Source organism: Microcoleus sp. F10-B2 (assembly GCF_036704965.1).
Classification (GTDB): domain Bacteria; phylum Cyanobacteriota; class Cyanobacteriia; order Cyanobacteriales; family Microcoleaceae; genus Microcoleus.
Genome location: NZ_JAUBTB010000018.1, coordinates 1 through 25,429, shown reverse-complemented (window position 1 = coordinate 25,429; position 25,429 = coordinate 1). Strand labels below are relative to the sequence as shown.

20 protein-coding genes and 1 pseudogene are annotated in these 25,429 nt (G+C 47.0%); 14 read left to right on the top strand and 7 right to left on the bottom strand.

Going from position 1 to position 25,429, the window contains the following annotated elements:
- Window positions 1-42: 42 nt before the first annotated feature.
- Window positions 43-867, bottom strand: a complete 825-nt coding sequence (gene rpsB / locus QUA99_RS09600; protein WP_333235884.1) for a 30S ribosomal protein S2 — start codon at window positions 865-867, stop codon at window positions 43-45.
- Window positions 868-1,078: 211 nt separating this feature from the next.
- Here rpsB and QUA99_RS09595 point away from each other — a divergent pair, with 211 nt between their 5' ends.
- From QUA99_RS09595 to QUA99_RS09580, 4 genes are all read left to right on the top strand, one after another.
- The gene (locus tag QUA99_RS09595; RefSeq protein WP_333235885.1) at window positions 1,079-3,505 is read left to right on the top strand and encodes a cation:proton antiporter domain-containing protein; all 2,427 of its coding nucleotides are present in this window, start codon (window positions 1,079-1,081) and stop codon (window positions 3,503-3,505) included.
- A gap of 116 nt (window positions 3,506-3,621) precedes the next feature.
- The gene (locus QUA99_RS09590) at window positions 3,622-4,125 is read left to right on the top strand and encodes a hypothetical protein (protein WP_333235886.1); all 504 of its coding nucleotides are present in this window, start codon (window positions 3,622-3,624) and stop codon (window positions 4,123-4,125) included.
- A 296-nt stretch (window positions 4,126-4,421) separates the two neighbouring features.
- Window positions 4,422-5,027 (top strand): DUF3038 domain-containing protein, encoded by a 606-nt coding sequence (locus QUA99_RS09585; protein WP_333343236.1) that lies wholly within the window; start codon window positions 4,422-4,424, stop codon window positions 5,025-5,027.
- Window positions 5,028-5,029: 2 nt separating this feature from the next.
- Window positions 5,030-6,202: a DUF4335 domain-containing protein gene (locus QUA99_RS09580; protein WP_333235888.1), complete on the top strand. Its 1,173-nt coding sequence runs from the start codon at window positions 5,030-5,032 to the stop codon at window positions 6,200-6,202.
- Window positions 6,203-6,432: 230 nt separating this feature from the next.
- On the opposite strand, the gene QUA99_RS09575 is transcribed toward QUA99_RS09580, so the two are convergent.
- On the bottom strand, window positions 6,433-8,511 hold the full coding sequence (locus QUA99_RS09575; protein ID WP_333235889.1) for an abortive infection protein: 2,079 nt from the start codon (window positions 8,509-8,511) through the stop codon (window positions 6,433-6,435).
- A gap of 5 nt (window positions 8,512-8,516) precedes the next feature.
- Window positions 8,517-9,188, bottom strand: coding sequence for a hypothetical protein (locus tag QUA99_RS09570; protein ID WP_333235890.1), 672 nt, complete (start codon window positions 9,186-9,188; stop codon window positions 8,517-8,519).
- 378 nt (window positions 9,189-9,566) lie between these two features.
- Here QUA99_RS09570 and QUA99_RS09565 point away from each other — a divergent pair, with 378 nt between their 5' ends.
- Together QUA99_RS09565 and QUA99_RS09560 are read left to right on the top strand one after the other, a co-directional pair.
- Window positions 9,567-10,835 (top strand): RNA-guided endonuclease TnpB family protein, encoded by a 1,269-nt coding sequence (locus tag QUA99_RS09565; protein ID WP_333235891.1) that lies wholly within the window; start codon window positions 9,567-9,569, stop codon window positions 10,833-10,835.
- Entirely contained in the window at window positions 10,832-11,770 is a 939-nt protein-coding gene (locus tag QUA99_RS09560; RefSeq protein WP_333235893.1) for an OmpA family protein, read from the top strand. The genes QUA99_RS09565 and QUA99_RS09560 overlap by 4 nt, the downstream gene beginning before the upstream one ends.
- Before the next feature lie 277 nt (window positions 11,771-12,047).
- Here QUA99_RS09560 and QUA99_RS09555 read toward each other — a convergent pair whose 3' ends face one another.
- The gene (locus tag QUA99_RS09555) at window positions 12,048-13,160 is read right to left on the bottom strand and encodes an AI-2E family transporter (protein ID WP_333235894.1); all 1,113 of its coding nucleotides are present in this window, start codon (window positions 13,158-13,160) and stop codon (window positions 12,048-12,050) included.
- Window positions 13,161-13,305: 145 nt separating this feature from the next.
- Here QUA99_RS09555 and QUA99_RS09550 point away from each other — a divergent pair, with 145 nt between their 5' ends.
- On the top strand, window positions 13,306-14,256 hold the full coding sequence (locus QUA99_RS09550) for an alpha/beta hydrolase (protein ID WP_333343238.1): 951 nt from the start codon (window positions 13,306-13,308) through the stop codon (window positions 14,254-14,256).
- A gap of 91 nt (window positions 14,257-14,347) precedes the next feature.
- On the opposite strand, the gene cysS is transcribed toward QUA99_RS09550, so the two are convergent.
- Window positions 14,348-15,937 (bottom strand): cysteine--tRNA ligase, encoded by a 1,590-nt coding sequence (gene cysS / locus QUA99_RS09545; protein WP_333235896.1) that lies wholly within the window; start codon window positions 15,935-15,937, stop codon window positions 14,348-14,350.
- Window positions 15,938-16,425: 488 nt separating this feature from the next.
- Here cysS and QUA99_RS09540 point away from each other — a divergent pair, with 488 nt between their 5' ends.
- From QUA99_RS09540 to QUA99_RS09510, 7 genes are all read left to right on the top strand, one after another.
- Window positions 16,426-16,629 (top strand): hypothetical protein, encoded by a 204-nt coding sequence (locus QUA99_RS09540; protein WP_333235897.1) that lies wholly within the window; start codon window positions 16,426-16,428, stop codon window positions 16,627-16,629.
- A gap of 98 nt (window positions 16,630-16,727) precedes the next feature.
- Window positions 16,728-18,062, top strand: coding sequence for a DUF4912 domain-containing protein (locus tag QUA99_RS09535; RefSeq protein WP_333235898.1), 1,335 nt, complete (start codon window positions 16,728-16,730; stop codon window positions 18,060-18,062).
- Between the two features lie 568 nt (window positions 18,063-18,630).
- Complete coding sequence (locus tag QUA99_RS09530) at window positions 18,631-19,944, top strand: ABC transporter substrate-binding protein (protein ID WP_333235899.1); 1,314 nt, start codon at window positions 18,631-18,633, stop codon at window positions 19,942-19,944.
- A gap of 184 nt (window positions 19,945-20,128) precedes the next feature.
- The gene (locus QUA99_RS09525; RefSeq protein WP_333235900.1) at window positions 20,129-21,028 is read left to right on the top strand and encodes a sugar ABC transporter permease; all 900 of its coding nucleotides are present in this window, start codon (window positions 20,129-20,131) and stop codon (window positions 21,026-21,028) included.
- Window positions 21,029-21,247: 219 nt separating this feature from the next.
- A complete protein-coding gene (locus tag QUA99_RS09520; RefSeq protein ID WP_333235901.1) occupies window positions 21,248-22,111 on the top strand; it encodes a carbohydrate ABC transporter permease in 864 nt (287 codons plus the stop codon).
- A gap of 118 nt (window positions 22,112-22,229) precedes the next feature.
- Complete coding sequence (locus QUA99_RS09515) at window positions 22,230-23,312, top strand: ABC transporter ATP-binding protein (RefSeq protein WP_333235904.1); 1,083 nt, start codon at window positions 22,230-22,232, stop codon at window positions 23,310-23,312.
- A gap of 333 nt (window positions 23,313-23,645) precedes the next feature.
- Entirely contained in the window at window positions 23,646-23,996 is a 351-nt protein-coding gene (locus QUA99_RS09510) for a hypothetical protein (protein ID WP_333235902.1), read from the top strand.
- 574 nt (window positions 23,997-24,570) lie between these two features.
- Here QUA99_RS09510 and QUA99_RS09505 read toward each other — a convergent pair.
- A pseudogene (locus tag QUA99_RS09505) lies at window positions 24,571-24,971 on the bottom strand (Rpn family recombination-promoting nuclease/putative transposase); the annotation flags it as partial.
- Window positions 24,972-25,065: 94 nt separating this feature from the next.
- Window positions 25,066-25,429: transposase (locus QUA99_RS09500; RefSeq protein ID WP_333241866.1), on the bottom strand; the 364-nt coding region annotated here is incomplete at its 5' end.

Sequence of the window (25,429 nt, the reverse complement as noted above, 5' to 3'; positions counted from 1 at the left end):
TTTTTAATTTCCTGGTGTCAGATTCCGAGGGCAATACTAGCTCTAGGTTTCTTCGCCGTCAGCGTCAGCGGCGTCGTCGGGATCTACATAATCGGGGTCATCCAATTCTTCGATTTCGACATCATCTTCAGCGCCTTCGTAACCACCGTCGTAGTCGTAGTCTTCATCAGAGTCGCCGCCCTGCTGACCGTGACGACCTTCGTAGATGGCATCAGCTAACTTGCCGACAATCAGCTTGATCGATCGAATAGCATCGTCATTTGCCGGAATCGCAATGTCAACCAAATCCGGGTCGCAGTTGGTATCCAACAGAGAGACGATCGGAATTCCCAACTTTTGGCATTCCAACACCGCATTATACTCGCGGCGTTGGTCTACCAGCACCACTCCGTCGGGAATCTTCCGCATAGATTTAATCCCGCCCAGATATTTCTGGAGTTTAGCCATTTCTCGGCGCAGTACCGAAGCTTCTTTTTTCGGCAGCAAATCGAGCGCGCCGATTTCCTCGCGGCGCTCCAAATCCTTGAGGCGCTCCACGCGGGACTTAATCGTCGTCCAGTTGGTGAGCATTCCCCCCAGCCAGCGCTGGTTGACGTAATAAGCACCGCAGCGTTGAGCTTCTTGGGCTACAATCCCGGCAGCTTGGCGCTTCGTACCCACGAACAAAAACTTTTTGCCTTTTTCTGAGGCCACTCTCATGTACTCGTAGGCGTCTTCCATAAGCTGAGCGGTTTGCACGAGGTCGATGATGTGAACCCCGTTGCGCTCTGTAAAAATGTAGGGAGACATTTTCGGGTTCCACCGGCGGGTTTGGTGTCCGAAGTGAACCCCTGACTCTAACATTTGAGCCAAACTGACTACTGGCATTGTATTTTTAACTCCTAATTCGGGTTAATCCTCCAACCGGTCGTATTTCTGAAGGTTTGCGCCTTAGAAACACCCGAAAACCCGGATGTGCGAATTTAAACAACTTTTCTAGTTTATCACAAAGCGCGCTACTTTTTCTGACAATCTGATATCCGTAGGGTTGGCTGGGCACCCGGAGGTGATGATTTAATGGGCGGGTTGGGTGCGGGGTGTGCACGCTGCGGTTAAAGTTACTCACAAGCGCTTCTTACAAACGAAAAATGCCGGTGGGAGGTTGCCAAAGCCTTTGTTGGCTTGTGAGACAATGGCGTTGTTGGTGCGCCTCTTGTGCCTTCTACCTTCGATCGAGCTGGTATCCATTTTTTTCGAGCAATTCAGTCAGCTTTTGTACCCTGCCCTCTCGATCCGCAAAAATCCCAAAGCTAAAAACGCCATGCCCATACCCATTCTCGTTCTGCTTGAAGTTCTAATTGTCATCGCACTTTCGAGACTTGTAGGTTTAGGATTTCGAGCGATCAAACAACCTCAAGTCATAGGAGAAATTGTAGCAGGAATTATGCTGGGGCCTTCTCTGTTTGGCTTAGTTGCACCAGATTTAGCAACAGCACTTTTTCCAGCCGAAGCCGTTCCCTTTCTCAACGTGCTATCTGAGGTGGGGCTAATATTTTTCATGTTCTTGATTGGTTTGGAACTGAATCCCAAGTATCTCAAAAGCAATTTAGATATCGCGATTTTAACTTCCCACGTCAGCATTCTAGTGCCGTTTTCTCTGGGAAGCTTGCTAGCGCTGCTGCTGTATCCCATCGTTTCAAATAATAGCGTTTCTTTTACAGCCTTTGCCCTGTTCTTGGGCGCTGCGATGTCAATTACAGCGTTTCCAGTGCTGGCAAGAATTATCACAGAACACAACTTGCAGAATACAAAATTGGGGACGCTGGCCCTGACTTGCGCTGCCGTTGACGATGTGACAGCTTGGTGTTTGTTAGCAGTGGCGATCGCAGTCACTCGCACTAACTCAATGCTCGGTGCTTTGCCGACAATTATTGCATCTTTAATTTACATCGGTTTCATGCTGACTGTAGTCCGCTGGTTCTTACAGCGACTTTCCAAACAGTACAACCGCACTGGCAGATTAACACAGTTATTGCTCTCCGGCATTTACATGGGAGTTGTAGCTTCTGCCTTAATTACTGAACTGATCGGCATTCATTTAATTTTCGGTGCATTTTTGCTGGGTGCTGCCATGCCTAAAAATGCGGCATTAACCAGAGAATTAGCAGAAAAAACCGAAGACTTTGTACTAATATTTCTGCTGCCAATATTTTTTGCTTACAGCGGCTTGCGCACTCAAATCGGCTTGCTTAACAGCCCCGAATTGTGGCTGCTGTGCGCCGCAGTTTTGGGAGTGGCAATTGTCGGCAAATACGTCGGCACTTACGTGGCGGCAAGAGTTTGTGGCATTAGCAACCGCGAAGCTTCAGCCCTGGGATGGCTGATGAATACTCGCGGTTTGACTGAACTAATTGTGCTGAATATCGGTCTTTCCTTGGGCGTAGTTTCGCCGCTGCTATTTACGATGTTAGTCATCATGGCTTTAGTGACAACTTTTATGACTTCGCCGCTGTTGGAGTGGACTTATCCAAAACGTTTAATTAGGTTAGATATTTCAGAAGTTAACTCTGAGGATTCAGAATTAGAAGATTCACAAATGGCTGACAGCAGCGAAGAAACTGCTAATAAATTGCTACCAACTTATCGAATTTTGGTACCTGTTGCCAATCCCAGCACGCAGAAAGGTTTACTGCAACTAGCGGTAGCGCTGGCACAGCCGGCCGCTGGTATGGGTGGTAATGATTTACAGTCGGCGGCGGTTCACCCTCTGAGTTTGATAGAATTAAATGATGACTATGCCTTTGAAAGTACGCCTGCGGAAGCCGATCGCATTATTCAAGAGCGCCGCTCGAAATTATCAGAATTGATTGATAGTTTGGCACTGCCGGAGGCGCGAAAATTCGTACATCCCATCATTCGGATTACTAATGATGTAGCCCGGGAAACGGCCCAAATTGCGGAAATCGATCGCGCGGATTTGATTTTACTAGGATGGCACAGGCCCACTTTTAGCAGCAACCGTTTGGGAGGACGTGTCGGTCAAATTCTCAGCAACGCTAAGGTGGATGTAGCAATTTTTGTTGACAGAGGCCGGGAAACGTTGAATAACTTGTTAGTACCTTACGCGGCAAACATTCACGATGATTTGGGGTTAGAATTGGCCCTGAGACTGTTAGTTAATAGCGAGGAACGCCGTTTGACGGTGCTGCGGGTGGCGGTTGACGGGGAAGCTGAAAACGAGCTGAGTTACGAGTTTCAGCGAGTGATGGATCAGTTACCAGTTGAGGTGCGATCGCGAATTGAAACTCCGATTGTGGAGGCTGCTGAGCCAATTCAAGCTGTGGTGGCGGCTTCTGCTAATGCTGATTTGACTATTGCGGGTACGAGTCGGGAATGGGGAATTGAGCGCCAAACTTTGGGACAGTATACTGATGAATTGGCTGTGCAGTGTCATTCTTCCCTGCTGATTGCGCGGTGCTACGTTAAAGTGCGATCGCACTTGGCTTCGGCACTTCCTCAAAGCTAGTCGGTTGAGTGTTGACTGTTGACTGTTGGCAGTTGTTATTAGTTATGGGTTATTGGTTATGTGTGAGTTGCTACCAATGCCCAAGGCCCAATGCCCAATTATTAATTACCAAGATTATGAATCATTTAAGCCTCAAATCGCTGGCATTTTACGGAATTGCGATCGGCTCAGTTTTGCTGCTGTTTAAAATAGTGAGTGCTTACGGCGAAACAAATTTAAAGGCTGCTCCGGCAATTGGGGGAAAATATCGATTCGATGCTAAAAGTTTGCCCGAATGTTTGAAATCAGATTCCTTGGTATTGACAATCGAGCAATCGGGTGTTTATTTGAGCGGTAATTTGCGATCGGGCAGCAGCGAGGGCAGGGAAAAAACAGGAGAGGAGACACCTTCTCTATTTGGCAAGTGGGAAACTCAAGGATTGAGCTTGTCGGGTGCGGTTCCTAATTTAGCGGGTTGCAGCGACTCCACAGCAACCAATCAAAACAGTTCTGTTAAACTGCGAGGAATTGTGGACAAAGAAAGCCTCAAGGGAAAAATTAGTCTGACCGATGGGGCAGCGGCTAGTGATTTTACGGCTCAAAGAGAAGCAGCGGCGAAACCCCAGAAGCAGGAACATTGATCGATCCCAATAGGAAATAAGCAATGGGAAATGGGTAATTCTTTGTCGCTTTCCGACTTTCCCCTTCTCCCCTAACGAAGCAAGGAATCACAAAGCGGGGGCGGGGGTGGGGGAGCGGGCGATCGAACTCCGCCGGAACTCGCCTGCGACGGTCGGTTGCTGCTAAATTGAAAATATACCTAAAAGTTAATGATAAAAATAAAGTATCCCAGAGAAGTTCTTGGTTGAGAATTTGTCTTGCTCAAGACCCCCCGTGCCCGTATAGTTTGTTTTGAATGGATGTTGCCGTGATATTAATGCCGTCAGAAACTTCGCTTACCCAGTCAAACCCGTTAATTTTAGACAGTTTGCCAGACTTGTCGCCCTCCGATGGGGGATGTCCCCGCCGGGCTAGATTGCAAATTGACTTGATGTTGCTGGCGATCGAAGCCTTGTATCTCGGAGGTGCTGAAGAAATGCTGGCAGTGTCAAAGGAACTCGAATTGGAATCAATTATCAAAAATCGGGTTGCCCTTTGGCTGATGCGCAATACTAACCCGCTGAGACGCTACGCCCAGCGCCGCTCGCTTACCATGGTGGAGGCAAAAGCGCTGGTGGCGATCGCCTGCAATATGGCGCGCAAGTTAACCGCGACAATTCGGCAGTTGCTGCTAGATTCGCAGCAGTTGCGATCGAGAAATATCCCCCTCAACCAGAACTTGCCGCTGGCCGAGTATTTAGAACGCTTTCGAGCTCATTTTCGATCGCGCATGAACCCCAAGCGATCGCTAGTTGTAGCTTACGATTCCGACGAAAAGCTCAACGAACTAGCTTTGAACTTGTTAAGCAAACTGCTATTTTGTACAGGCACAGCCGGAATGCAGCGCTTCTGGGTTAGCCTGTTTGATGGAGAAGTTGAATAACGATGACTATTAGGCGTCAGTACAGTCTGCCAAATTGCACCCTGGTTCTAGAAGGGTTGAGCGATGGATCGGCAGCCAGCCAGTTAGATATACGGCCGGTGCTTTCGATATTAATGAGCGCTGAATGCTATGTTACAGGTCTCGGCGAGCCCCTAAGCGGGGGACGGGAGTTTTTTGAAAGCTTGGTGAGGGCCGTCAGCAGCTACGCTCAAGAATTTATGAGCGGAGTGCATTATCCCGATCGCTACGGCCCGAATTTGGGTATGGTACAGTTGCACAGAATTGACGGGAATTTGCACCGATTGACCGTTCTACCCGCCTCCACAGGCAGCCCAACCCAAATCGATCAAAACACAGAACTGTCGGCAAAAGTAGATTTGACAACGGTACAGCTATTTGACTTGGTAGAGGCGATCGATCAGTTTTTTGCCGACACGCAGACGCTGCCGGAATTATCGCTGCAATTAACTCCAATTTCCAGGCGTTATATCAAGTCGGCCGAACCTTTGGCAAAGCGGAGTTTGCCTGCTGTCGTGGGGGTGTCGAGTTTGGCTTTGGCTGCGATGGCGTTTTTCTTGGTGCCGGTGCCGGAAGTCCAGCGCCCCAGAGATCCGGTGCCGCAGCCCAATCCTGCAGGCCAGAATCTCGGAACGCCGAATCCCGGCGGATCGGGTTCGCCGAATCCCAATCCCACGCCCCCTGCTGACGGTTTGTTGCCGGGGAATCAAACTCCGAACGCTGAACCGATTTCGCCGACTCCGAGCCCCGCGCCGCAGTCGGACGTTTCACCAACCGCCACACCGCAGTCGAGCACTTTGCCGGAAAGCACGCCCAGTCCTGTTTCTGAAGGTTTGGCAAGTCCTGAAGCAGCAGCCGTGGCAATTACCGATCCAGCGACAATTGAGGTGTTGAGGGGCAAACTTTCTCAGCAAATAGACGGAGTTGTCAAGAATCAGCCTCCGGTTGGTGCGGAGTTGGTTTATCGGGTGAGTGTGGCCCAAGACGGGGCGATTGTCGGTTACAAGTCGGAGAATTCGGCAGCAGTCGAGAGATCCGAAACGCCCTTGTCGGAGTTGCTTTACAAACCGATTGGCAGCAGGCCACCTGCGGAACCGCTGGCTGATTTTCGGGTGGTTTTGGCACCCGACGGTACTGTTCAAGTCAGTCCTTGGTAAAGTAGGGTGCGCAATGCGCACCTGACCAATTAGTCTGCGGAGGCAGACTTCGCTTGTGTAGTTAGAGATTTGAATCGCCGAATCATATCAATTCCGGTTGCACTCAGACAGAATATAGAGGACACGGCAGTGCCGTTTCCCTACCCCGATTAATTGTAGGGAAACGGCACTGCCGTGTCCTGATTTCGGGTAATGTTAATTCCGATGCTACCGGATTTGATATCATCTACTCAAAATCCTGTTGGTGCGATCGGCTCAATGTCTGGGTCAAATCCTCCGACTTGATTTGTGCGAATTATCCACAAAAATGCTCCCTGTTTTAAGAAAATTTTGGCGATTTCATCTTGGGTGCGCCTGGGCAACATTGTGCGGTAACTAATAGCAGCTTTTATCAGGTTCGCTATACCACCAAAAAAGGTTTTTTTCAGTTCAGAATCAATCCCCGCCAATCTCGAATTTTTGCGCCAATCTGGACGGACAATGCCGAGGGGCATTAATACTGTTTCTAAACTCTCTCCTAATGCTACTAGCTGATTAAATCGTTGAGTTTGTGCGTCGGTGGGATTTGTTTTCAGCCAGTCTTGAATCTGAGGATTTGACTCTATTTCGGAAGTTATTTTTTTAATTGTCGCGTAAATTGCCTGACTTGAATCTTGGACGCAAGAAGTTGCTGGCGTGACTAAACTTGCGCCGGTGCCGTCTCCGCTGCGGTAGCGGGCCATCATGATATCTAGTTGCTGGTTTAATTCGGTTAAAGGCGACAAGGTGATGCCGTCAAAATCGTAGTCGCAACACACGCAATCTAATTTACAGATGATATCGCAAACCGGGCGATCGCCCAACCAGCCGCGCTGCAAGTCTCCCATATAGCTTTGCCATTTGCTGGAACCGGCGACAATTCCGTCGGGATTGTGGGCGTAAACTTGTTTGTATTCTATGTCAAAACGCAGTTCGCCGGTAAAGCGATCGCGCACTACTTTTGCTACTCCGAAAGCAAAATGTCCGGTGACAATTCCCAGCGGTGGCCGTTCGCCTTTTTTACCGCCGATACCGCCGAAACTGTGAATCACTATCCCGATATCTCCTTCTTGCCAAGGAGAGATTGAAGCGTTTTCTGCAGCATCATTTGGCGTTAACAATACTCTTTTTGCTTGCCCTTTTTGGGCTGGTGTATTTTTCCAATTTTGGCTGCTTAAATAAGCGAGAGATTTTTTCAGACCGAAATGTGTTTCATCTGGGATTAATTGAGCAATTTTGCGGGGTTCGATAGCCTGCACTACAAATATACTGTCTTCGTCTCTTTCGCCGTAAATGTACCAGCCGTCTGGATTTAAGGGCGATTGTTCGATCTGGTGATTGGTAGACCTCGCTACGCCATTTTTGTCTGGCTGTACTTGCGGAATCCGAATAATTTCGGCTGCGCCGTCAAATTGTTGAGATGTTTTGTTGAAATGCCGGACAATAAATTTGTCGCTGTCGGGTTCTTTTCGCTGTAAAATTGATACTAAGGCGCACAAACGTCCGATAATTTGTACCGGTTCGCGATCGATCGCGAGTTCGCGGCGATCGCTGCTGCTATAATTAATCGCAATCACCGGCCTGCGCAGCATCACAGTCACGCTGTCTTCGAGTCTGCTGCCTGCTAGAGTTTCTAAAGGGCCGACATTTCGCCACCCGTTCAATCTATCTGGATGGATGTTGCCAGATTTTTGACTTTTTTGAGTTTGTTTTGTGAAGTTTATATCTTGACTGACTGCGTGGACAAAAAACTGTACTTCGCGATTTGTGCTCCATTTCAAAAAGGCTGTTTTGCCAATGAAATGTTGATATTTTTTGGGCGCATTTATCACTTCAAAAAATACTGTACCGTAGGGCTGGCGCTCTTGGTTTAAGGGCAAAATTAAGCGCCCGTGCCAAAGAGCGATCGGCTTGTAGAGATAGGCAACTGCTGCTGAACTTTCGCAGGTAATCTCCCGATCTAACGCTTTTGCAATATCGCTTTTGCCTCCAAAAATAGCAGCAGCTAAATTGCCGTCACTTTCTACGAATACAGGTTCTAAAAAAACGTTTTCAGGTTCTAAACTATTAGCGGTTGAATTGTCAGTCTTTCTTGTGAATGAGCGTCTAAAAAAAAGGTGATTTTTTTCCAGTTTCGCCTGCAACCAATTGAGAAAAATCCGAATAAAAATAAAGGCTGTTAAACCGAAAACAACAGCTAAAACAATCAGCCCCAAAGTCAAAATCAATTGGTCGAAAGACTGACCTGATATTAAAAAAATTGTTGGCCCGCTCAAAGAAAATGTAGCCATAATATCTAAAAACGAGTTTTAGGTTCGATCCAGTCTGTGCTGGCTTGACTGCCGAAAACTAGGGGTTTGTCCTCGCTGACAGCTACCGTTTGGCCTGTCATATCCACTGCACAAAGAGGCCAAGATCGATCGCCCAAATTGCCCGCGCGGAACAGAACTTGTCCCGGACAAACTTGACTCCAACCCAACAATACAGCATGAGTGTAAAGACTGCGAGCGGGAGCAACGGTATAAGTGTAATTATCATTTTTGTCCCAGATGACAGCGTAGTCGGACATATCGGAAGAGTTGAAAAGCGCTTCAAATTCGCGGGCGAGAACGCGGGAACCCTCTTGATTCCAAGAAACAGGCACTAAAATTGCGATCGTCCCCGACATATCTGTATCATCGCTAGCATACATCCCGCTTTCTGCCAGCGGCGAAGCAGCCGCAACTGTTTGCAGTTCCCCGGTTTTGAGATTTTCCACAAACATGATGCTGCTAACCCGACACCGGGAGAATTGCGGCTGCACTTGCAACTCAATTCGACTGTAAGCTGCGTATTGGCCGTTAGTTGAAAGTAGGGAAGGGCTGCGATAGTAGCGGAGGCCTGTGCCGGCAGTGGAGCTCACTTTAGCGTGAGTCTCGCTAATCCATTCCCAAGGAACGGGATAAGGGCTATTTAAAGGGTCAGTCATCGGTTTTTTTTCCAAAAGTTTTACTGAATTATCCAACAGATTCAGCCTTGCAGGCAACGGACTAGAAACCCGGTTTCTGCCTCGATGCTTCGCAGTCAAACCCCTGATTTGTAGAAACCGGGTTTCTTTTTTACATTTTAGATGGCAGGACAAATCTAAAATCTAAAATCTAAAATCTAAAATCGGATAGGTAAGATAGTATCGAAATTAACTTTTGAGGGGGTTTGGGGGAGCGATAAGTCCAACGTTCCGTTGGGTCAGCGTTGGGATACATGGACTCCCCCAAGCAAATTTTATCCGGTCAAACAGGCGTAAAATTTGCCAACAATGTTGACTTTTTATCATAAATGTATATAATGGTAACGGGAGGTGGAAGTAATGCAGCATCAAGCCGTCAAAGTTAAACTGTATCCGACAATTGAACAACAAACGATATTAGCTCAACACTTTGGCTGTTCCCGTTGGTGGTGGAATTACGCACTCCATATGTGTATTGAAACCTACAAAGCCACGGGTAAAGGCTTGACTCAGATTGCGTTGAACAAACTCCTACCAGAACTCAAAAAACAAGAAGAAACACAATGGTTGTCTGAGTGTTATTCTCAGGTTTTGCAAGCGACTACGCTCAACTTGGTAACTGCTTACAAGAACTTTTTTGAGTCGAGAGCTCAATACCCTAGATTCAAAGCAAAGAAAAATAGGCAGTCAATCCAGTACCCGCAATCAGTCAAACTTGTTGACGGCTCCCTCAAGTTTCCCGGTCGTGTCGGCACTGTCAAAGCCAAGCTACATCGACCGATTGAGGGAACCATCAAAACCGTAACTGTAAGTGTTACTCCTTCAGGGAAATACTATGCCTCTGTGCTGACAGAACTAGAAGGAGATAAACCAGTTGCTTGCACGGATGGAAAAGTAGCCGGAATTGACCTAGGGTTGAAAGATTTTGCGATTGTCAATGATGGTATCAAGACATCCAAGTACCCTAATCCAAAGCCTTTAGCAAAACACCAGCGCAACCTCAAAATAAAACAGAAAAAACTAGCCAGAAAGGAGAAAGGAAGCAAGTCAAGAGACAAAGCCAGGAAACTGGTGGCTAGGGTTCACGAACGAATTAGCAATGTCCGCCAAGACTACTTACATAAGCTGTCAAGAAAGCTTGTTGACGATAACCAAGTCATCGTAGTCGAAAGTCTAAACACAAAGGGCATGGTTCGCAACCACAAACTAGCTCAAGCAATTTCTGATGTAGGTTGGGGAATATTTGTCAATTTCTTGCATTACAAACTAGACCGTGAAGGTAAAGTTTTGGTAGAGATTGACCGATGGTTCCCTAGCTCGAAACTCTGCTCAAATTGCCACTATCAGGTGAGTGAAATGCCATTAGACGTTAGGACATGGACTTGTCCTAATTGCGGTACTCATCACGATAGGGATGGAAACGCCTCAATAAATATCAGAGCAGAAGGAATCAGAATGCTATGGGTCTTGGGAACCAGGACTTCTGCTGATGGAGGGGATGTGAGCCCGAAACTGGGACGCAAGTCCAAGTTGACGCAATCCCCGTTGAATTCAGAAGCTCACGCTGTACCTTTATGTCAGCGCTGGGTAGTTCACTCTGCTATGTACACCGAGAGGGAGGAAACATGACGCCATCTTTTAATCAAAAACCTTCAATCCCCCCGACTCGCGTCTCCAAGTCGCGGGGAAAAGGTTTGCTTGTACTGTCGCTGATATTTCGACTGCTGCTGCTGGGGGTTGGCAGCGGTTTTGCGTGGGTTTTGGGGATGGCGATCGCTCAAATTTATCCCTCAAGCGCGACGGAGATGCCGCTGGCAGAGAGATTGCTGCGTGTAACTCAAAATTTGACCCCCAGCCCGAAACGCGCCCCAGCAACGCAAATTCCGGCGCTCCCGACACCAACCGCTACACCGACTCCCCAGTCAAACGTCAGTCCTGCCCAGAGAGAGAAATTGCAGTCGGATTTGAGACAGTTGCAGGGCGAGCTCAACGCGCTGATTGGCCGCACTGCTGCTTTGGAGAGTCAGTTGGGCAGCAGCCGCCCGACGGAAACTTTGGAAAAGCGTTTGCAGTTGATGTCGCGGGAATTGGCAGGGCCGGAAACGGCGGCAACTCCTGTTCCTGCTTTACCTGCGGTGGCGGGCAGCAGCCCGAGTCTGAACCCTGAAACGGTGAATACTGCCCCACAGAATGCCAACAATCCGGTGTTTGGGGGGGATGGGCTGATGGTGACTCTCCCCAGCGATGTTTTGTTTGATACTGGCAGCATTTCTTTGCGCCCGGGAACAAGTGCGATTTTGGACAATTTGGTGGCGGAGTTGGGCAATCACGAGGGGGCAAGTGTGCGGGTTGCCGGCCACACTGACGACGCGGGGGAAGCGGCGGACAATCGCAATGTGTCGTTTGCGCGGGCTCAGGCGGTGGTGCAGTATTTGTCGGGCGTGCTCGGTCAGAAGTATCATTGGGTGGCGATCGGCTATGGGGAAAGTCGCCCTTCGGTGGATAATAGTTCTGATGCTAATCGGCAGCGCAACCGCCGCATTGAAGTGGCAATTCATCCTTAGTCATCAGTCGGCCCACTTGTAGATACTGTGTTGAAGTGTCAATGGTAGCGATCGAATAATTGGAGTCAAACGGCTTTTGGGATGTTAAAACTCTGGTTGTGAATTTAATCTCAAACCCGGTAAGTAAGGAATTATACACCAGTACGATCACCGCCGCGAGCAAGTGTTAAACGCGAGACATTAAGCTCGCACTTCACTCCTAAAATTATTATTCCGATGCCAACAGAAACGATATAAATTATATATTTCACTTCCCGAATTTTCTTCTCCTCCGCTATCACGCCGAAGGTGTAACAGGCGGCAAGTCAGAATTATTTTTAGCCTGATTTATTGTCTCTCGATGTTCGCTCCTAAGCTTCGGTTTTAAATACAAGTTCTCAATCAAAGCTGCCACTCCCGCAAACCAAGGCGGTACAATTACAGCTCCAATAATTCCCAATACTTGAACGCCTCCCAAGACAGACAGCAATTGATATAAAGGATGCACGCCAACCGACGAACCAACCAGCAAAGGATCGAGCACGTAGGTTTCCAAATTCTGGATGATTACAAATAACAGCAATACCCACAAAAGTACCCAGCCACCTTTAGCTAATGCTACGATTAATGCTGGTACTGCTCCCAAAACTGGCCCGATGAAGGGAATCAAGTTGGTAACACCTGCGATCGCACCCAAGCCTAAAGCAAATTCCGGCATTCCCAAAACGCTCAAACCTGCGGTAATAAATATTCCTAAAATGCCCGAAACTAAAACTCGCCCGCGAATGTAACTCCCCATTCTTTGACCGATTGGCGTGGCTTGTGCGGCTAATCTTGCATCCCAAGGTTTCGGGAAAAACTGCACCAAACTTTTGATTAATGTGTCGCTGTCGGCAACCATGTAACCTGAAATAAATAATGCTAAAACTAAACTGAAGAAACCGCCGAGAATGCCTCTAGTTAAACTGTACGATCGCAAAACCAGTTGCTGGCTCGATCGAATCAGCCAATTAGTCAGCGATTGAGTGTCCACAAACTGACCCACCAAGGTTGGGGCATTGTCGCTCAACCGACTCAATACATTAGTTGCCACAGTTCGCAAACTTTCGACATAAACTGGTAACTGCCGCAGCAGTAACTCTATTTGTTCGATGACCGCGGGCCCGATTAACACTACCGTCCCGCTAAATCCGCCGATGAGAGTTAAATAAACCATAATCACCGCCAGCCAGCGGGGAACCCGCATCGTTTGGGCCCAATTAACGATCGGGACGATCGATGCTGCCAGCACAACTGATATCATCAGAATTACTAGCAGGCTGCGCAATTGCCAAAGCAGCACTAGCAGCAAGGACGATGCTACAATTAGCAGCAAGTTAGGTAAAGAAATGGTAATCCGCTGTTCAGACATGATTAAGTAATCAAGGTTTGTATTGGCGCTTATGTCATCCCGCCCTGCGGGATTATTTATATTCTCATTTACCAAATATATGTCGGGTAAAACCCGTACTACTCATATTATAATAAAAAGTAACATCGGTTCAAAAAAAAATAAGATGCAACCGCCATATTCAACCCAAAATTTTTCCACCATGTCGTCTATTAAATCACCAACGCTGTTTTACGAATGGCAAAATTATCGCTGTGCTTATGATGTTTATCAACCAACTACTGCGACCGAAGATAGCATCCCTTTGTTATTAATTCATCCGATAGGAGTTGGGTTGTCAAGAGTCTTTTGGCATAGATTTTGTGAGAGTTGGTACAAAGCAGGGAACACTAATCCGATTTACAATCCCGACCTTTTGGGCTGCGGCGATTGCGAAATGCCGGCTGTGGCTTGCTATCCTGACGATTGGGCCGCACAGTTGCAGTATTTCTTGGAAACTGTAGTAAAAAAACCTGCGATCGTACTCGTGCAAGGTGCTTTACTGTCTGTAGCCTTGGCTTTAGCAAAAATGCAGCAGGAAAGCGGCTCAAATTTAATTCGCGGGTTAGTTCTCGCGGGACCTCCAGCTTGGGCGGTGATGAACAAACTTTCGACAGACAGACAGCAAAGAATTGTCTGGAATTTGTTAAATTCTCCCTTGGGAAACGCTTTTTACCGCTACGCCAGACGCGCTGAGTTTTTGCGTTCTTTTTCAGTGAAACAACTCTTTGGCGATGCGGCAAAAGTTGACAGCGAATGGTTGGATGCTTTGCAGGCTGGGGCGGCGAATCCTGACAGCCGTCACGCGGTTTTCTCGTTTTTAGCGGGGTTTTGGCGCCAGGATTACAGTAACACGATTCAAAAGTTCGATCGACCTGCACTCATTGTGATGGGAGAAAAAGCCTCCAGCATCAGTCAAGAGGGAAAGGAAGAAAAACCCGATGAAAGATTGGCGCAATATTTAGCCCATTTTCCCAATGCGGAAGGTTTATTAATGCCGGGGCGGAATGTTTTGCCCTATGAATCCACCGCAGAATTTGTCGCGGCTGTTGCGGAGTTTGTGAATGGGAGTTTTTAACCGCAGATATCAGCAGATGAACACAGATGAACGCGGATGGAATTTCATCTGCGTTTATCCGCGTTCATCTGCGGTTAAAAAACTCTAAATTTCAACTGCGATGCCAGATGGTTGTACCATCCTTTTGATCTATCAAAGTAATGCCCCGATCCTTAAGTTCGTTGCGAATGCGATCGCCCTCTGCGAAATTCTTAGCTTTCCGGGCATCTTTCCGCTGCTGAATCATCGCCTCAATCTCCTCATCAGTTAATCCGCTAATTACTTCAAGTTTATTAATACTCATGTTCGAGTTATCGGTATAGAGAGTTGCACTTAGCGGGACGCTTATGCTAAATCCTAAAACTCGGGCTAACTTAACAAGATTCTGCCACTTTTGTTGCAACACTTGCGAAGGCATTTCCGTTTTTCCCCCATGTACAATTATATTGCTTTCGCGCCGCAATTCCTTCGCCAATTCAAACATAACAGCTAAAGCATTAGGAGTATTGAAATCATCATCCATCGCTGCTCTAAATTGCTGTACAGCCTCACTCTCCACTATGGGCAATTTCAGAATTTTATCTGAATCCCAGCCCAATTGGGAACCGTGCACAAAACCAAAAACTATGCCTTCGTTAAGAGTATTCCAGCCATTTCGAGCCCTAGCGATCGCCTCTTCAGTAAAATCAATTTGACTGCGATACTGCGCCATCAACACAAACAGCCTCACCGCCATCGGTTCCACCGCTTTTGACTTCTCGCTTCCTTCATTCTGACTCCCCCCCTTACCAAGGGGGGGCTGGGGGGGGTTAGATTCCCAATCGCCCGACCAATTCCCATCCAACAAATCGCGAATTGTAATAAAATTGTGCAAAGATTTCGACATCTTTTTGCCGTTGACAGTCACAAAAGCATTGTGCATCCAATAATTAGCAAGTGACTTGCCAGTCGCGGCTTCAGATTGAGCAATTTCGTTTTCGTGGTGCGGAAAAGTTAAATCAGAACCGCCGCAGTGAATGTCAATTGTTTCGCCCAAGCAATCGCGCACCATTGCCGAACATTCAATGTGCCATCCGGGGCGGCCTTTTCCCCAAGATGAATCCCAAGCAGGTTCTCCCGGTTTAGCGCTTTTCCACAGGGCAAAATCAGAGGAATCTTGCTTTTTTTGAGCTTCTATTTCTGCGGTTTCCAATCTACCGCTAGCCCCGGCTTGCATTTCTTCCAACTTGCGGCCGGAAAGTTTTCCGTAATCTGGAAATTGCCTCACGCTGTAGTAAACGTCGCCGCCGGAAGCATAAGCATAACCTTTATTTTCTAACTCGTGAATCAGCCGTTTTATGCCGTCCATTGTATGAGTTGCGCGGGGATATTCATCGGCCCTGAGAATATTTAGCTTGTCCATATCTGCAAAATATTCATCGATGAAGCGTTCCGCCACGGCTTCCATTGTGGAATTGGTTTCGCGGGCGCGGTTGAGAATTTTGTCGTCAATATCTGTAAAATTCTGCACGTAGCGCACATCGTATCCCCGCCACATCAGATAGCGGCGCACCATGTCCCAAACAATGTAAGCGCGGGCGTGGCCGACGTGGCAGTAATCGTATACCGTAACGCCGCAGCAGTACATCCGCACCTTTCCCGGTTCGATGGGTTCAAAAGGTGATTCGCGACGGGTCAAGCTGTTGTAAAGCGTTAGAGTCATTCGATTTTAGATTTTAGATTTTAGATTTTAGATTTTACAAGATTTACGCAGAACCTCTATGTCTGGGGTGTGCAGCGGGCAACTTATCTGTATAGGTAGCGCGTCAAACCATTTTTGCGTTCTGGACTGCGGGTTTGTAGTTGCGATCGCCCGTTAGCGAAGCTTGCAGAAGACGATCGCCCAACTGCCAGCCTGGGAAATTTGGTACTTAATTTCTTCTATCTATACTACCGCCCCAGCCGACTCAATCTTACATCTAATTTATGTCATGGAATCTTGACAATAGTTCCTGGGACGATCCCCGAGCGCACTGCATTATCAAGATTTCATGACAATTTGATCCCCAAACTCACGAAAATGCGTATAAGTACCCATAATTGAGGGCAAAGACCCCTTGACCCGATCGCAACTTGTCTGCAACATTAAGTCATGACAAAGCGATCCCAAAGAAATGCTTCGATTAAGCAGCCCTGGGAGTCGAATAGCGCGTGTGCTGCCAGCACAACGTTGCTAGCAGCACCGATCGCACTCACAAAATCGATCTTGTCAATCAAGAATCGACAGATAAAGCTTTATTTAGATCGAACGGTGCGCGCAGAAGCCAAGAAGTCAAAACCCCCGATCGCATGGGGAAAAGACAAGCTAAAAACAAGCAAGGCTTCAAAGGTTGGAGAGATTTAGAAGCTCGATAATATGTGCATTTAAAAGAGTTTCTAACTCGAAAAGTCAACACATTTGTGTTGAAAGGAAAAATCTAACCCGCCATCCCAAATTAGTGGAGAACCAACTCATGGCAAAAGAACGCCCACCATTAGAAGAGATGACTTTGCGACAACTCCGCAGAGTTGCTAGCGAATGTGGAGTCTCTCGCTACAGCCGGATGCGGAAATCGCAACTTCTGGCATCTATTCAAGAAATTCAGCGCACCAAATTTTCATATAGTCCATCTCGCAAACTAGAGGCACAAGAAGCAGTGGAAGCAGCAAAGTTTGAACTCGGTCAAGAAGATAGAACAGGCGGTTCTTTGTCGTCTGTAGATGAAGGTTTAGCAGATTTGCCCAACGGGTACGGCGAAAGTCGGGTTGTGTTAATGCCGCGCGATCCAGAATGGGCTTACACTTACTGGGACATCCCCAACGATCGCAAAGAAGAAATGCGCCGCCAAGGAGGACAGCAACTCGCCCTGCGGATCTACGACGTTACAGATGTTAACCTCGACACTCAAAGCCCCCACAGCATTCAAGAATATCCCTGCGACGAACTGGCGCGGGAATGGTACGTGCCAATCCCCGTAAGCGATCGGGACTACGCAATCGACATCGGCTACCGCTGTGCAGACGGCCGCTGGCTGGTATTAGCTCGATCGGCCGAAGTCCGCGTTCCTCCCGTCTATCCCAGCGACTGGATTGAAGACCAATTCATCACCCTCGACTGGGAAGAAGAGTTGCAAGGCAAAACCTTCGCCGAACTGGTTCCTCCCGCCAAGAAAATGGCACAAGCAGGCAATGGCGCTGGTTTCAGCACCGGCAACGCCATCTACGAACAAATCTTCGGCATGGCAGAATCTGCCGAAGCCCTGCGCGTAGCCGGTTCTATCTTCGGTTCCATGCAGCACGTCGCCGGTTCCGTGCAACAAGTCGGCATCCACGAACAAGCTCTCAGTTCCTACGTGTTCCCCTCCGGCGTCGGAATGTGGGCTGTTCCTACTATGTCCGCTCTCACCATGTCCGGTGTCGGTATGTCCGGCCTCACTATGTCCGGTGTCGGTATGTCCGGCCTCACCATGTCCGGTATCGGTATGTCCGGTGTCGGTATGTCGGGAGTTGGCTTCGCCGCCCCGATGCGCCCCCGCCAGTTCTGGTTGGTTGCTGATGCCGAACTGATCGTCTACGGTGCCACCGAGCCCGACGCCACCGTCTACGTAGGCGGACAGCCGATTAAACTCAATGCTGACGGCACTTTCCGCTTCCAGATGTCTTTCCAAGACGGCTTAATCGACTATCCGATTTTTGCAGTAGCAGCCGACGGCGAACAAAACCGCGCTATCCACATGAAATTCAACCGCGAAACCCCAGAACGGCACACCAATACCAAGGAAGATGCTGTTGTGGAATGGTTGGGCTGATCGCTCGCGGTCGATCGCGATCCGGGCGATAATCCAGGTTTGTGCCAATTTTTTAACCATCACAAGACATAGCCTGAGGCGATCGTGATTTGTTAGGGTTAATCCCAGACAACAACCCATAACACCCCCTATACACCGTTCTCCTGTTTTGAGGAGCGGTGTTTTTTGTATTTAGAAGGAAGAAGGAAGAAGGAAGAAGGAAGAAGGAAGAAGGAAGAAGGAAGAAGGAAGAATTATTTATTTAAATGTTCTCAATAGACTTGAATTGCATAAATCTTTGATTGAAGGAGCAACCGCAGATTACAGGCAGATAAACACAGATAAACGCAGATCATCTCAAGATAGTTGATGATTTTTGTAATATGTCTAATATCTATCTGTAGATAGATGTTGATTTTACTCGCCATCTAATCACTTAAATCAAAATTTGCACTTTCCACTCAAGCATTATTAAGTAAGCTAAAGTTTACTTAAATTTTTATTGCACAAACTCGCTAAATCCAGCGAAACAAAAGAAAGCGAGTTATGAGAGAAACAAGGCGATCGCACCGCCACTTCTCAAAAACAAATGCAAAAAATAAATTCCCCGCCGCAACGAAGGCAGAAGTGTCGTCTTTTAGCCTTATTCGCTGCCACATTAACCGCCGTCTTGCTTTTATTTGTTCTGCCTGCACTGACTCAGCAGCCAGTCGTGCTCACCATGTTAATGCAAGGTCAAGACATTGTTAACTGGAGACCATTTGTCAAAGAATTTGAACAGAAAAACCCCGCCATTCGCATCAACCTCATAGAAGGGCCTTTTGACACCAACCTCATAGAAAATCTTTACACATCTGCCTTTCTTTTAGGCGACTCGCCCTACGACATCATCAACATGGATATTGTCTGGGTTCCCAAATTTGCAGCCGCAGGTTGGGTAAGGGATTTGACAGACAAAATTCCCCCCAAACAACTATCAAAATTCATCCAAGGTAACGTCGAAGGCGGGCGGTATCGGGGCAAACTTTACCGAATTCCCCACGCTTCCGATGCCGGAATGCTTTACTACCGAAAAGACATTTTAGAACAAGCGAAAATTCCACAGCCGAAAACCTTTGAAGAGATGGTAAAAATCTCTCAAAACTTGCAGAAACAGGGAAAAGCAACTTGGGGTTATCTTTGGCAAGGCAAACAATACGAGGGAGTATCTGCGATGTTTGTCGAAGTGCTCTCCGGTTTTGGCGGTTTCTGGGCGAACCCTCAAACTTTTGAAGTTGGGTTAGATAAACCGGAGGCAATTAAAGCAGTGGAATTTCTCAAAAATACGATCGCCACCGGCATTTCTCCTCCGGGTGTCACCACCTACGGCGAAGAAGAAACCAGGCTGTTGTTTCAAAACGGCAAAGCGCTTTTTTTGCGAAACTGGCCCTATGTTTGGAAGCTGGCAAATACCGAAGGATCGAATGTTAGAGGCAAAATTGCGATCGAGCCAATGCTCAGCAGTACGGGTAAAATAGGGGGTTCCTGCTTGGGCGGCTGGGGCTGGGGAATTGCCAAAACCTCAAAACATCCAGAACAAGCGTGGAAAGCAATTCAGTACCTTACCAGCGAGGAAACCCAGCGCAAATTTATTTTACAAACCGGTTTAATTCCCAGTTACAAATCCCTATTTACCAACAAAGAAATAGTCGCCAAATATCCCCACTACCCGCAACTGCTAAAAGTAGTGGAACGGCCAGCTTTGCGCCCGCCCCTGGCACAATACGCTCAAGCTTCTGATATTTTGCAGCGCTATTTAAGTTCAGCTTTTACCGGGAGAATGAGTGCAGAACAAGCAATGAAAGCAGCAGCTACCGAAACTCGCAATTTATTAGGCAGTTTGAAACAACCCCAAGCTTCGTAAATTTGACATCTTGCCTCTGTTAGAAACAGGCAAGATGCCTGTTCCACAAAGAGTGAATTTTTTTATTGTGGGGTGGGCATCTTGCCCGCCCGAACAGGCTTTCGGGCCTGTTCCACAAAAAAAAGTTAATTCAATTGTGGGGTGGGCTTCTAGCCCGCCCAAAAATAAATGAAAGGTGAACAATATGCAATTAGACAAGATGCGACAGCGCGAACAAAAAACCGGGTGGATATTAGTAGCACCAGCTTTGATAATTCTGATGCTAGTATTTGCTTACCCAATATTGCGGGCTTTTTGGCTGAGTTTATTCACTCAAAACCTCGGTACTGAATTAAAACTGGTTTTTTCCGGTTTTGCTAACTACAGTCGAATGTTAGGCGACGGGCGTTTCTGGCAAACTTTAGCCAACACCACAGTATTTACAGTCGCCTCTGTTGTGCTGGAATTAATTATCGGTATGGGCATTGCCTTAGTCTTAAATCAATCCTTCACAGGGCGCGGCATTGTTCGCACAATATCCTTGCTGCCTTGGGCGCTGCCGACTGCCTTGATGGGAGTAGCTTGGGCATGGATTTTTAATGACCAATACGGCGTAATTAACGACATTTTGAGGCGTTTGGGATTGATTCAAAATAGCATTAGCTGGCTGGGAGATCCGACTTTGGCAATGATGGCAGTGATTACAGCGGATGTGTGGAAAACTACGCCCTTTGTCAGCTTGCTTTTGCTAGCGGGATTGCAGTCAATTCCCGGTGATTTGTACGAAGCACACGCGATTGACGGCGCCAGTAGCTGGCAGAGTTTCCGTCAAGTTACCGTGCCCCTGCTGATGCCGCAAATTGTGATTGCTTTGCTGTTTCGATTTGCCCAAGCTTTCGGCATTTTTGACTTGATTCAGGTGATGACGGGAGGGGGGCCGGCGGGGGCAACGGAGACGGTTTCTATCTACATTTACAGCACGGTAATGAGGTATTTAGACTTTGGGTACGGGGCGGCTTTGGTGGTGTGTACTTTTTTGCTGTTAGTGGCAGCAGTTGCGATCGCCGCTTACCTGTTATCGAGAGCCCGCGCCAGTCAATTTTAGATTTTAGATTTTGGATTTTCGATTTGCGATCGCACACAGAACCCAGAAACCGGGTTTCTTCGTAAATTTCTCGTTCCTGTTCGCAAAACTCATAGAAACCCAGTTTCTCGCCGCACAATCCTATTTCTTGAAAATCTTGTGGGGTGGGCATCCTGCCCGCCCCAAAAGTTAAATCTAAATGCCGAACAACTTAGCACATTCCTTTAATTGGTATAAATTATGTCGATCGCCCGCGAACAACCCACCAAAAAAACCTTTGACATCCGGCAATTAATCTTGCCAATCTCCGCGATATTAATTGTCGCATATTTCCTCGCACCTATTATCTGGCAGGTGCTAACTTCTTTCAAAGTAAATCCAGATATTTCGGCAATTCCCAACATCTACATTCCCAAACGAATTACTTTCGAGCATTACCTGTCCCTATTCCAGCGCCGCCCTTTTGCTATTTACATTTTAAATAGCGCTTTTGTTTCCATTAGTTCAACATTGCTGTGTTTGGCTGTAGGCGCTCCCGCAGCTTACGCTTTGGCAAGATTGCGGCTGTGGGGCGAGAAAATCATCCTGGCAACTGTGACGATTGTTACCCTATTTCCGGCGGTGCTGCTATTTTTAGGACTGCTGGAAATTGTTAAAGCTTTGGATTTAGGCAATAATTATTTAGCATTAATTATTCCTTACACCGCGATCAATCTGCCGCTGACAATTTTGGTGATGCGGAGTTTCTTTCAACAGTTGCCAAAAGATTTGGAAGATGCTGCTAAAGTAGACGGGTACAACACTTTCCAAATGCTGTGGCAAATCGTACTGCCGATGACATTTCCCGCGTTAGTAACCACTGGAATTTTAACATTTATTTCAGCTTGGAACGAGTTTATATTTGCCCTAACATTTATGACTCGCGAATCTCTGAAAACTATTCCCGTCGCCACGGCTCAACTCAGCGGCACGTCAGTCTTTGAAATCCCTTACGGGCCGATCGCCGCAGCTACCGTTTTAGGAACTTTGCCCTTAGTTTTCCTCGTTTTGGTGTTCCAGCGGCGCATCGTTCAAGGTTTAACAGCCGGGGCTGTAAAAGGATAAATCGATTTTAGATTTTAGATTTTAGATTTTAGATTGAACTGGTTCCTAGGCTGTGCCTGGTAACGAGTCAAACAACACAGTCAACAGTCAACAGTCAACAGTCAACAGTTTAAAAATCATGGCAAAACTGCAACTAAAAAACCTCAATAAAACCTACAGCCCTAAAGTTGTTCCCGTAAAAGACATTAGTTTGGATGTCAGCGAAGGAGAATTTCTGACCTTGCTGGGACCGTCGGGGTGCGGCAAATCTACGACACTGCGGTTAATCGCAGGGTTGGAACAGCCGACTAGAGGCGAGATTAGAATTGGCGATCGCAATGTCACTTATCTCAGACCGGGCGATCGCGATATTGCCATGGTTTTTCAAAGTTACGCGCTGTATCCGCACATGACAGTATACGAGAATATGGCATCGAGCCTCAAACTTCGCAAAATATCCTCCAGCGAAATCAACCGATTAGTGACGGAAGTTGCAACATCCCTCGGATTGACGGAATTAATCGATCGCAAACCCGGAAAACTATCAGGCGGACAGCGGCAGCGAGTCGCCCTCGGCCGTGCATTAGTGCGCCAACCGGAAGTATTTTTGCTCGACGAACCTTTGAGCAATCTCGACGCATTATTGCGGGAAAAAGTTAGGGCCGAACTCAAACAATTGTTTTCCTCCCAAAAAGCTCCTGTAGTGTACGTCACTCACGACCAAACCGAAGCAATGACGCTTTCTACAAAAGTCGCCGTTCTCAACAGCGGCAACGTCCAGCAACTAGACCCGCCACACTTAATTTATACCCGTCCTGCAAATCAGTTTGTAGCGGGTTTTGTGGGCAGCCCGCAAATGAATTTGCTCGTGCTTAAATGCCAGGGCAATTTTGCTCTGTTGGGGGATTATCGAGTTCGACTACCAGATATGCCGACTGTGCCTCCAGAAATTGTGTTGGGAATTCGCCCGGAACACGTCAGCTTTGCAGATGTAGAGGCCGGCAAGATGTCGGCCCCAGAGGCAATTCAAGGTGAGGTTTATTTAGTGGAAAACTTGGGAATGCAAAATTTAGTTAGCGTCCGAGTTAAAGGTTTGGAGTCAGTCACGGTGCGGGCTTTACTGCCAAATGACTGCCACTGGAATTCGGAAATTGTAGAGCTGGTTTTTGGGCCTCAGTTGCTGCACTGGTTTGAGGTGAAAACGGGCGATCGCTTGCAATAAGAATTTGCCCTGCATAGCATGATTGATTAAAAATTGTCTAACCATGTGTATAAAAATATGTTTTTTGCTTCTAATTAAGTTATGACTTTAGTTAGAGGTATAACTATTTTGCTGCTGTTAACGTGATATCCATGTGTGAAAAAGCTAATTGGCTTGCACATAGGTGGCGTATTTACCAGATTTTATCGCTAACCTATAACTCTATTTAGGTGGTTAATAGCAAGGTAAAGCTAAGTTGGCTTTCTCTGGCGTTAGCTGCTAATTTTGGGGCGAGTCAATTAGATCAAAAAATGTTGAAAATTATCACCAATTAACTTAGGGAGTATTACCGAGATGAATTTGATTTCCACAGCCATTGCTCGCATCAGTTCCCTGCTTAAGGGCTTTCAAGTGAAGAGTTTTTTGAGTGTCGTCCTAGTCGGTTTTATGCTGCTGACGGCAAATGTTGATTCGGGACACAGTAACAAGGGTTTTGGCACTTCAGGAGGCTCTAAAGCCGATCTAAACAATCCTGAAAGACCCCAAACAACCCGGGAATGGAGGCAAGAAGCTCGCGAAACGTCAGACTCTCCGGGCGAACGAGCTCAGAAGATTGGACAAGAAGCAGGAGCAGCCGTGAAAGAATTCGGGGAGATGTACAAAGACACTGCTAAGAGAAGTATCGGCGAATTAAAGGGTAACTAGCTTCAACTAAAAAAATATAACACTGAGAAACCTGATGGCTGTTGGGCTGCTGCCAAAAGTGCTCGCCCTTGAGGGTTTCTCAACACCTGAAAAGTTTGACGTTTAAATAGCTTGAGCTGCTTAATACGGCAGACGCAATCAAGTAGGCGAGCATAAATAAACTAGGACTGATATCGTTTCCGGCTGCACCGGAACGATCAGCGAGGACACGGCACGGCGCCGTGTCCCTACCACGATCGATTGTAGGGACACGGCATTGCACTGGCGGTGTCCTCCCTTTATATCATTTCGATGAAGAGCGGAATTGATATGACACTCAAAAACCCGGTTTCTCATGTGGAACTGGGTTTTTGATTTGGAAGCCTTTTACGTTAATAGGACTTACCCACCAAAAGCCTAAAACCTCGCTCTCTCCAGGGCGTGTTTTCAAACTACCACAACAGAGTGCAGGCGATCGCGCGATCGTGGCTGTATAATACCATTTCTCTAAAATCGTGCAACACTCTTCGACCCCCCTAGCCCCCCCGCTGCATTGCGGGGGGAACAAGAATACTGTTATTTCGTTTAAAATTGGTATTACTTCTCGGTCATTGTCAAACATTTCAAAATCAGTAATTGTCAAAGCAATTACAGGTTTTAACTTAAAATAACCTTGACCGCGAATCAGTTGAGTAGAGTAAGTTTTCGCAGATTGTAAATGTAAACCACCAGTTTCGCAAAAGATGCTACATTTAAAACTTGCATCTCGATAATTACAGTTGCACCTCCTGCAAGTCTGGCTTTGACATCCAGCTAAGAGTCTTTGAGATAAGAGACTTTGGATGGTAAATACGGGTCGATAATTTCTAAGTCGGCTATGGTGGGACTGCCATCATAAATCATGGCATTGAGAAAGCTGATTAAAATTGGTTTGCTTTCGCTGGAGCCGAAGATACTTTTGAAAGCGAACTCAATTTTGGGGTTAATAAATCTCACGGTCAATCTATTTTAAAGTGAATTAAGTATTATTTAAATCCAGTTAGCGCTTGCCATATCTTCGGGTCTTCTGGGTTTGCGGTGATAAGAAAGACTAATTAGAAAAGCAAGCTAATAGTCGATCTCGAAAATTGTCAAAATTAACAAATCCATAGGCTTGACGTTTAATCAGTTTGAGACGATTGTTGATTCCCTCCATAACACCACTCGTTGTTCGGTTCAAAAAATAGTTACAAATTCCATCGATATGATTGCGAAGCATGGTTAGGGTATCCCTGTAAATTGGTTGTGCTTTCTTAATCCATTCAAGCAGTGATTCTTTCCCCTCTTCCACACTATGATGACTTTCAAAAATCTCTCTGAATTCTTCCTTCAATTCATAGGCAAGCTTAAGGCGCTTAGATTGACTTAAAACTGTAGCCAATTTAACCCGTTCCTCTTCTTTTAAATCTACACCA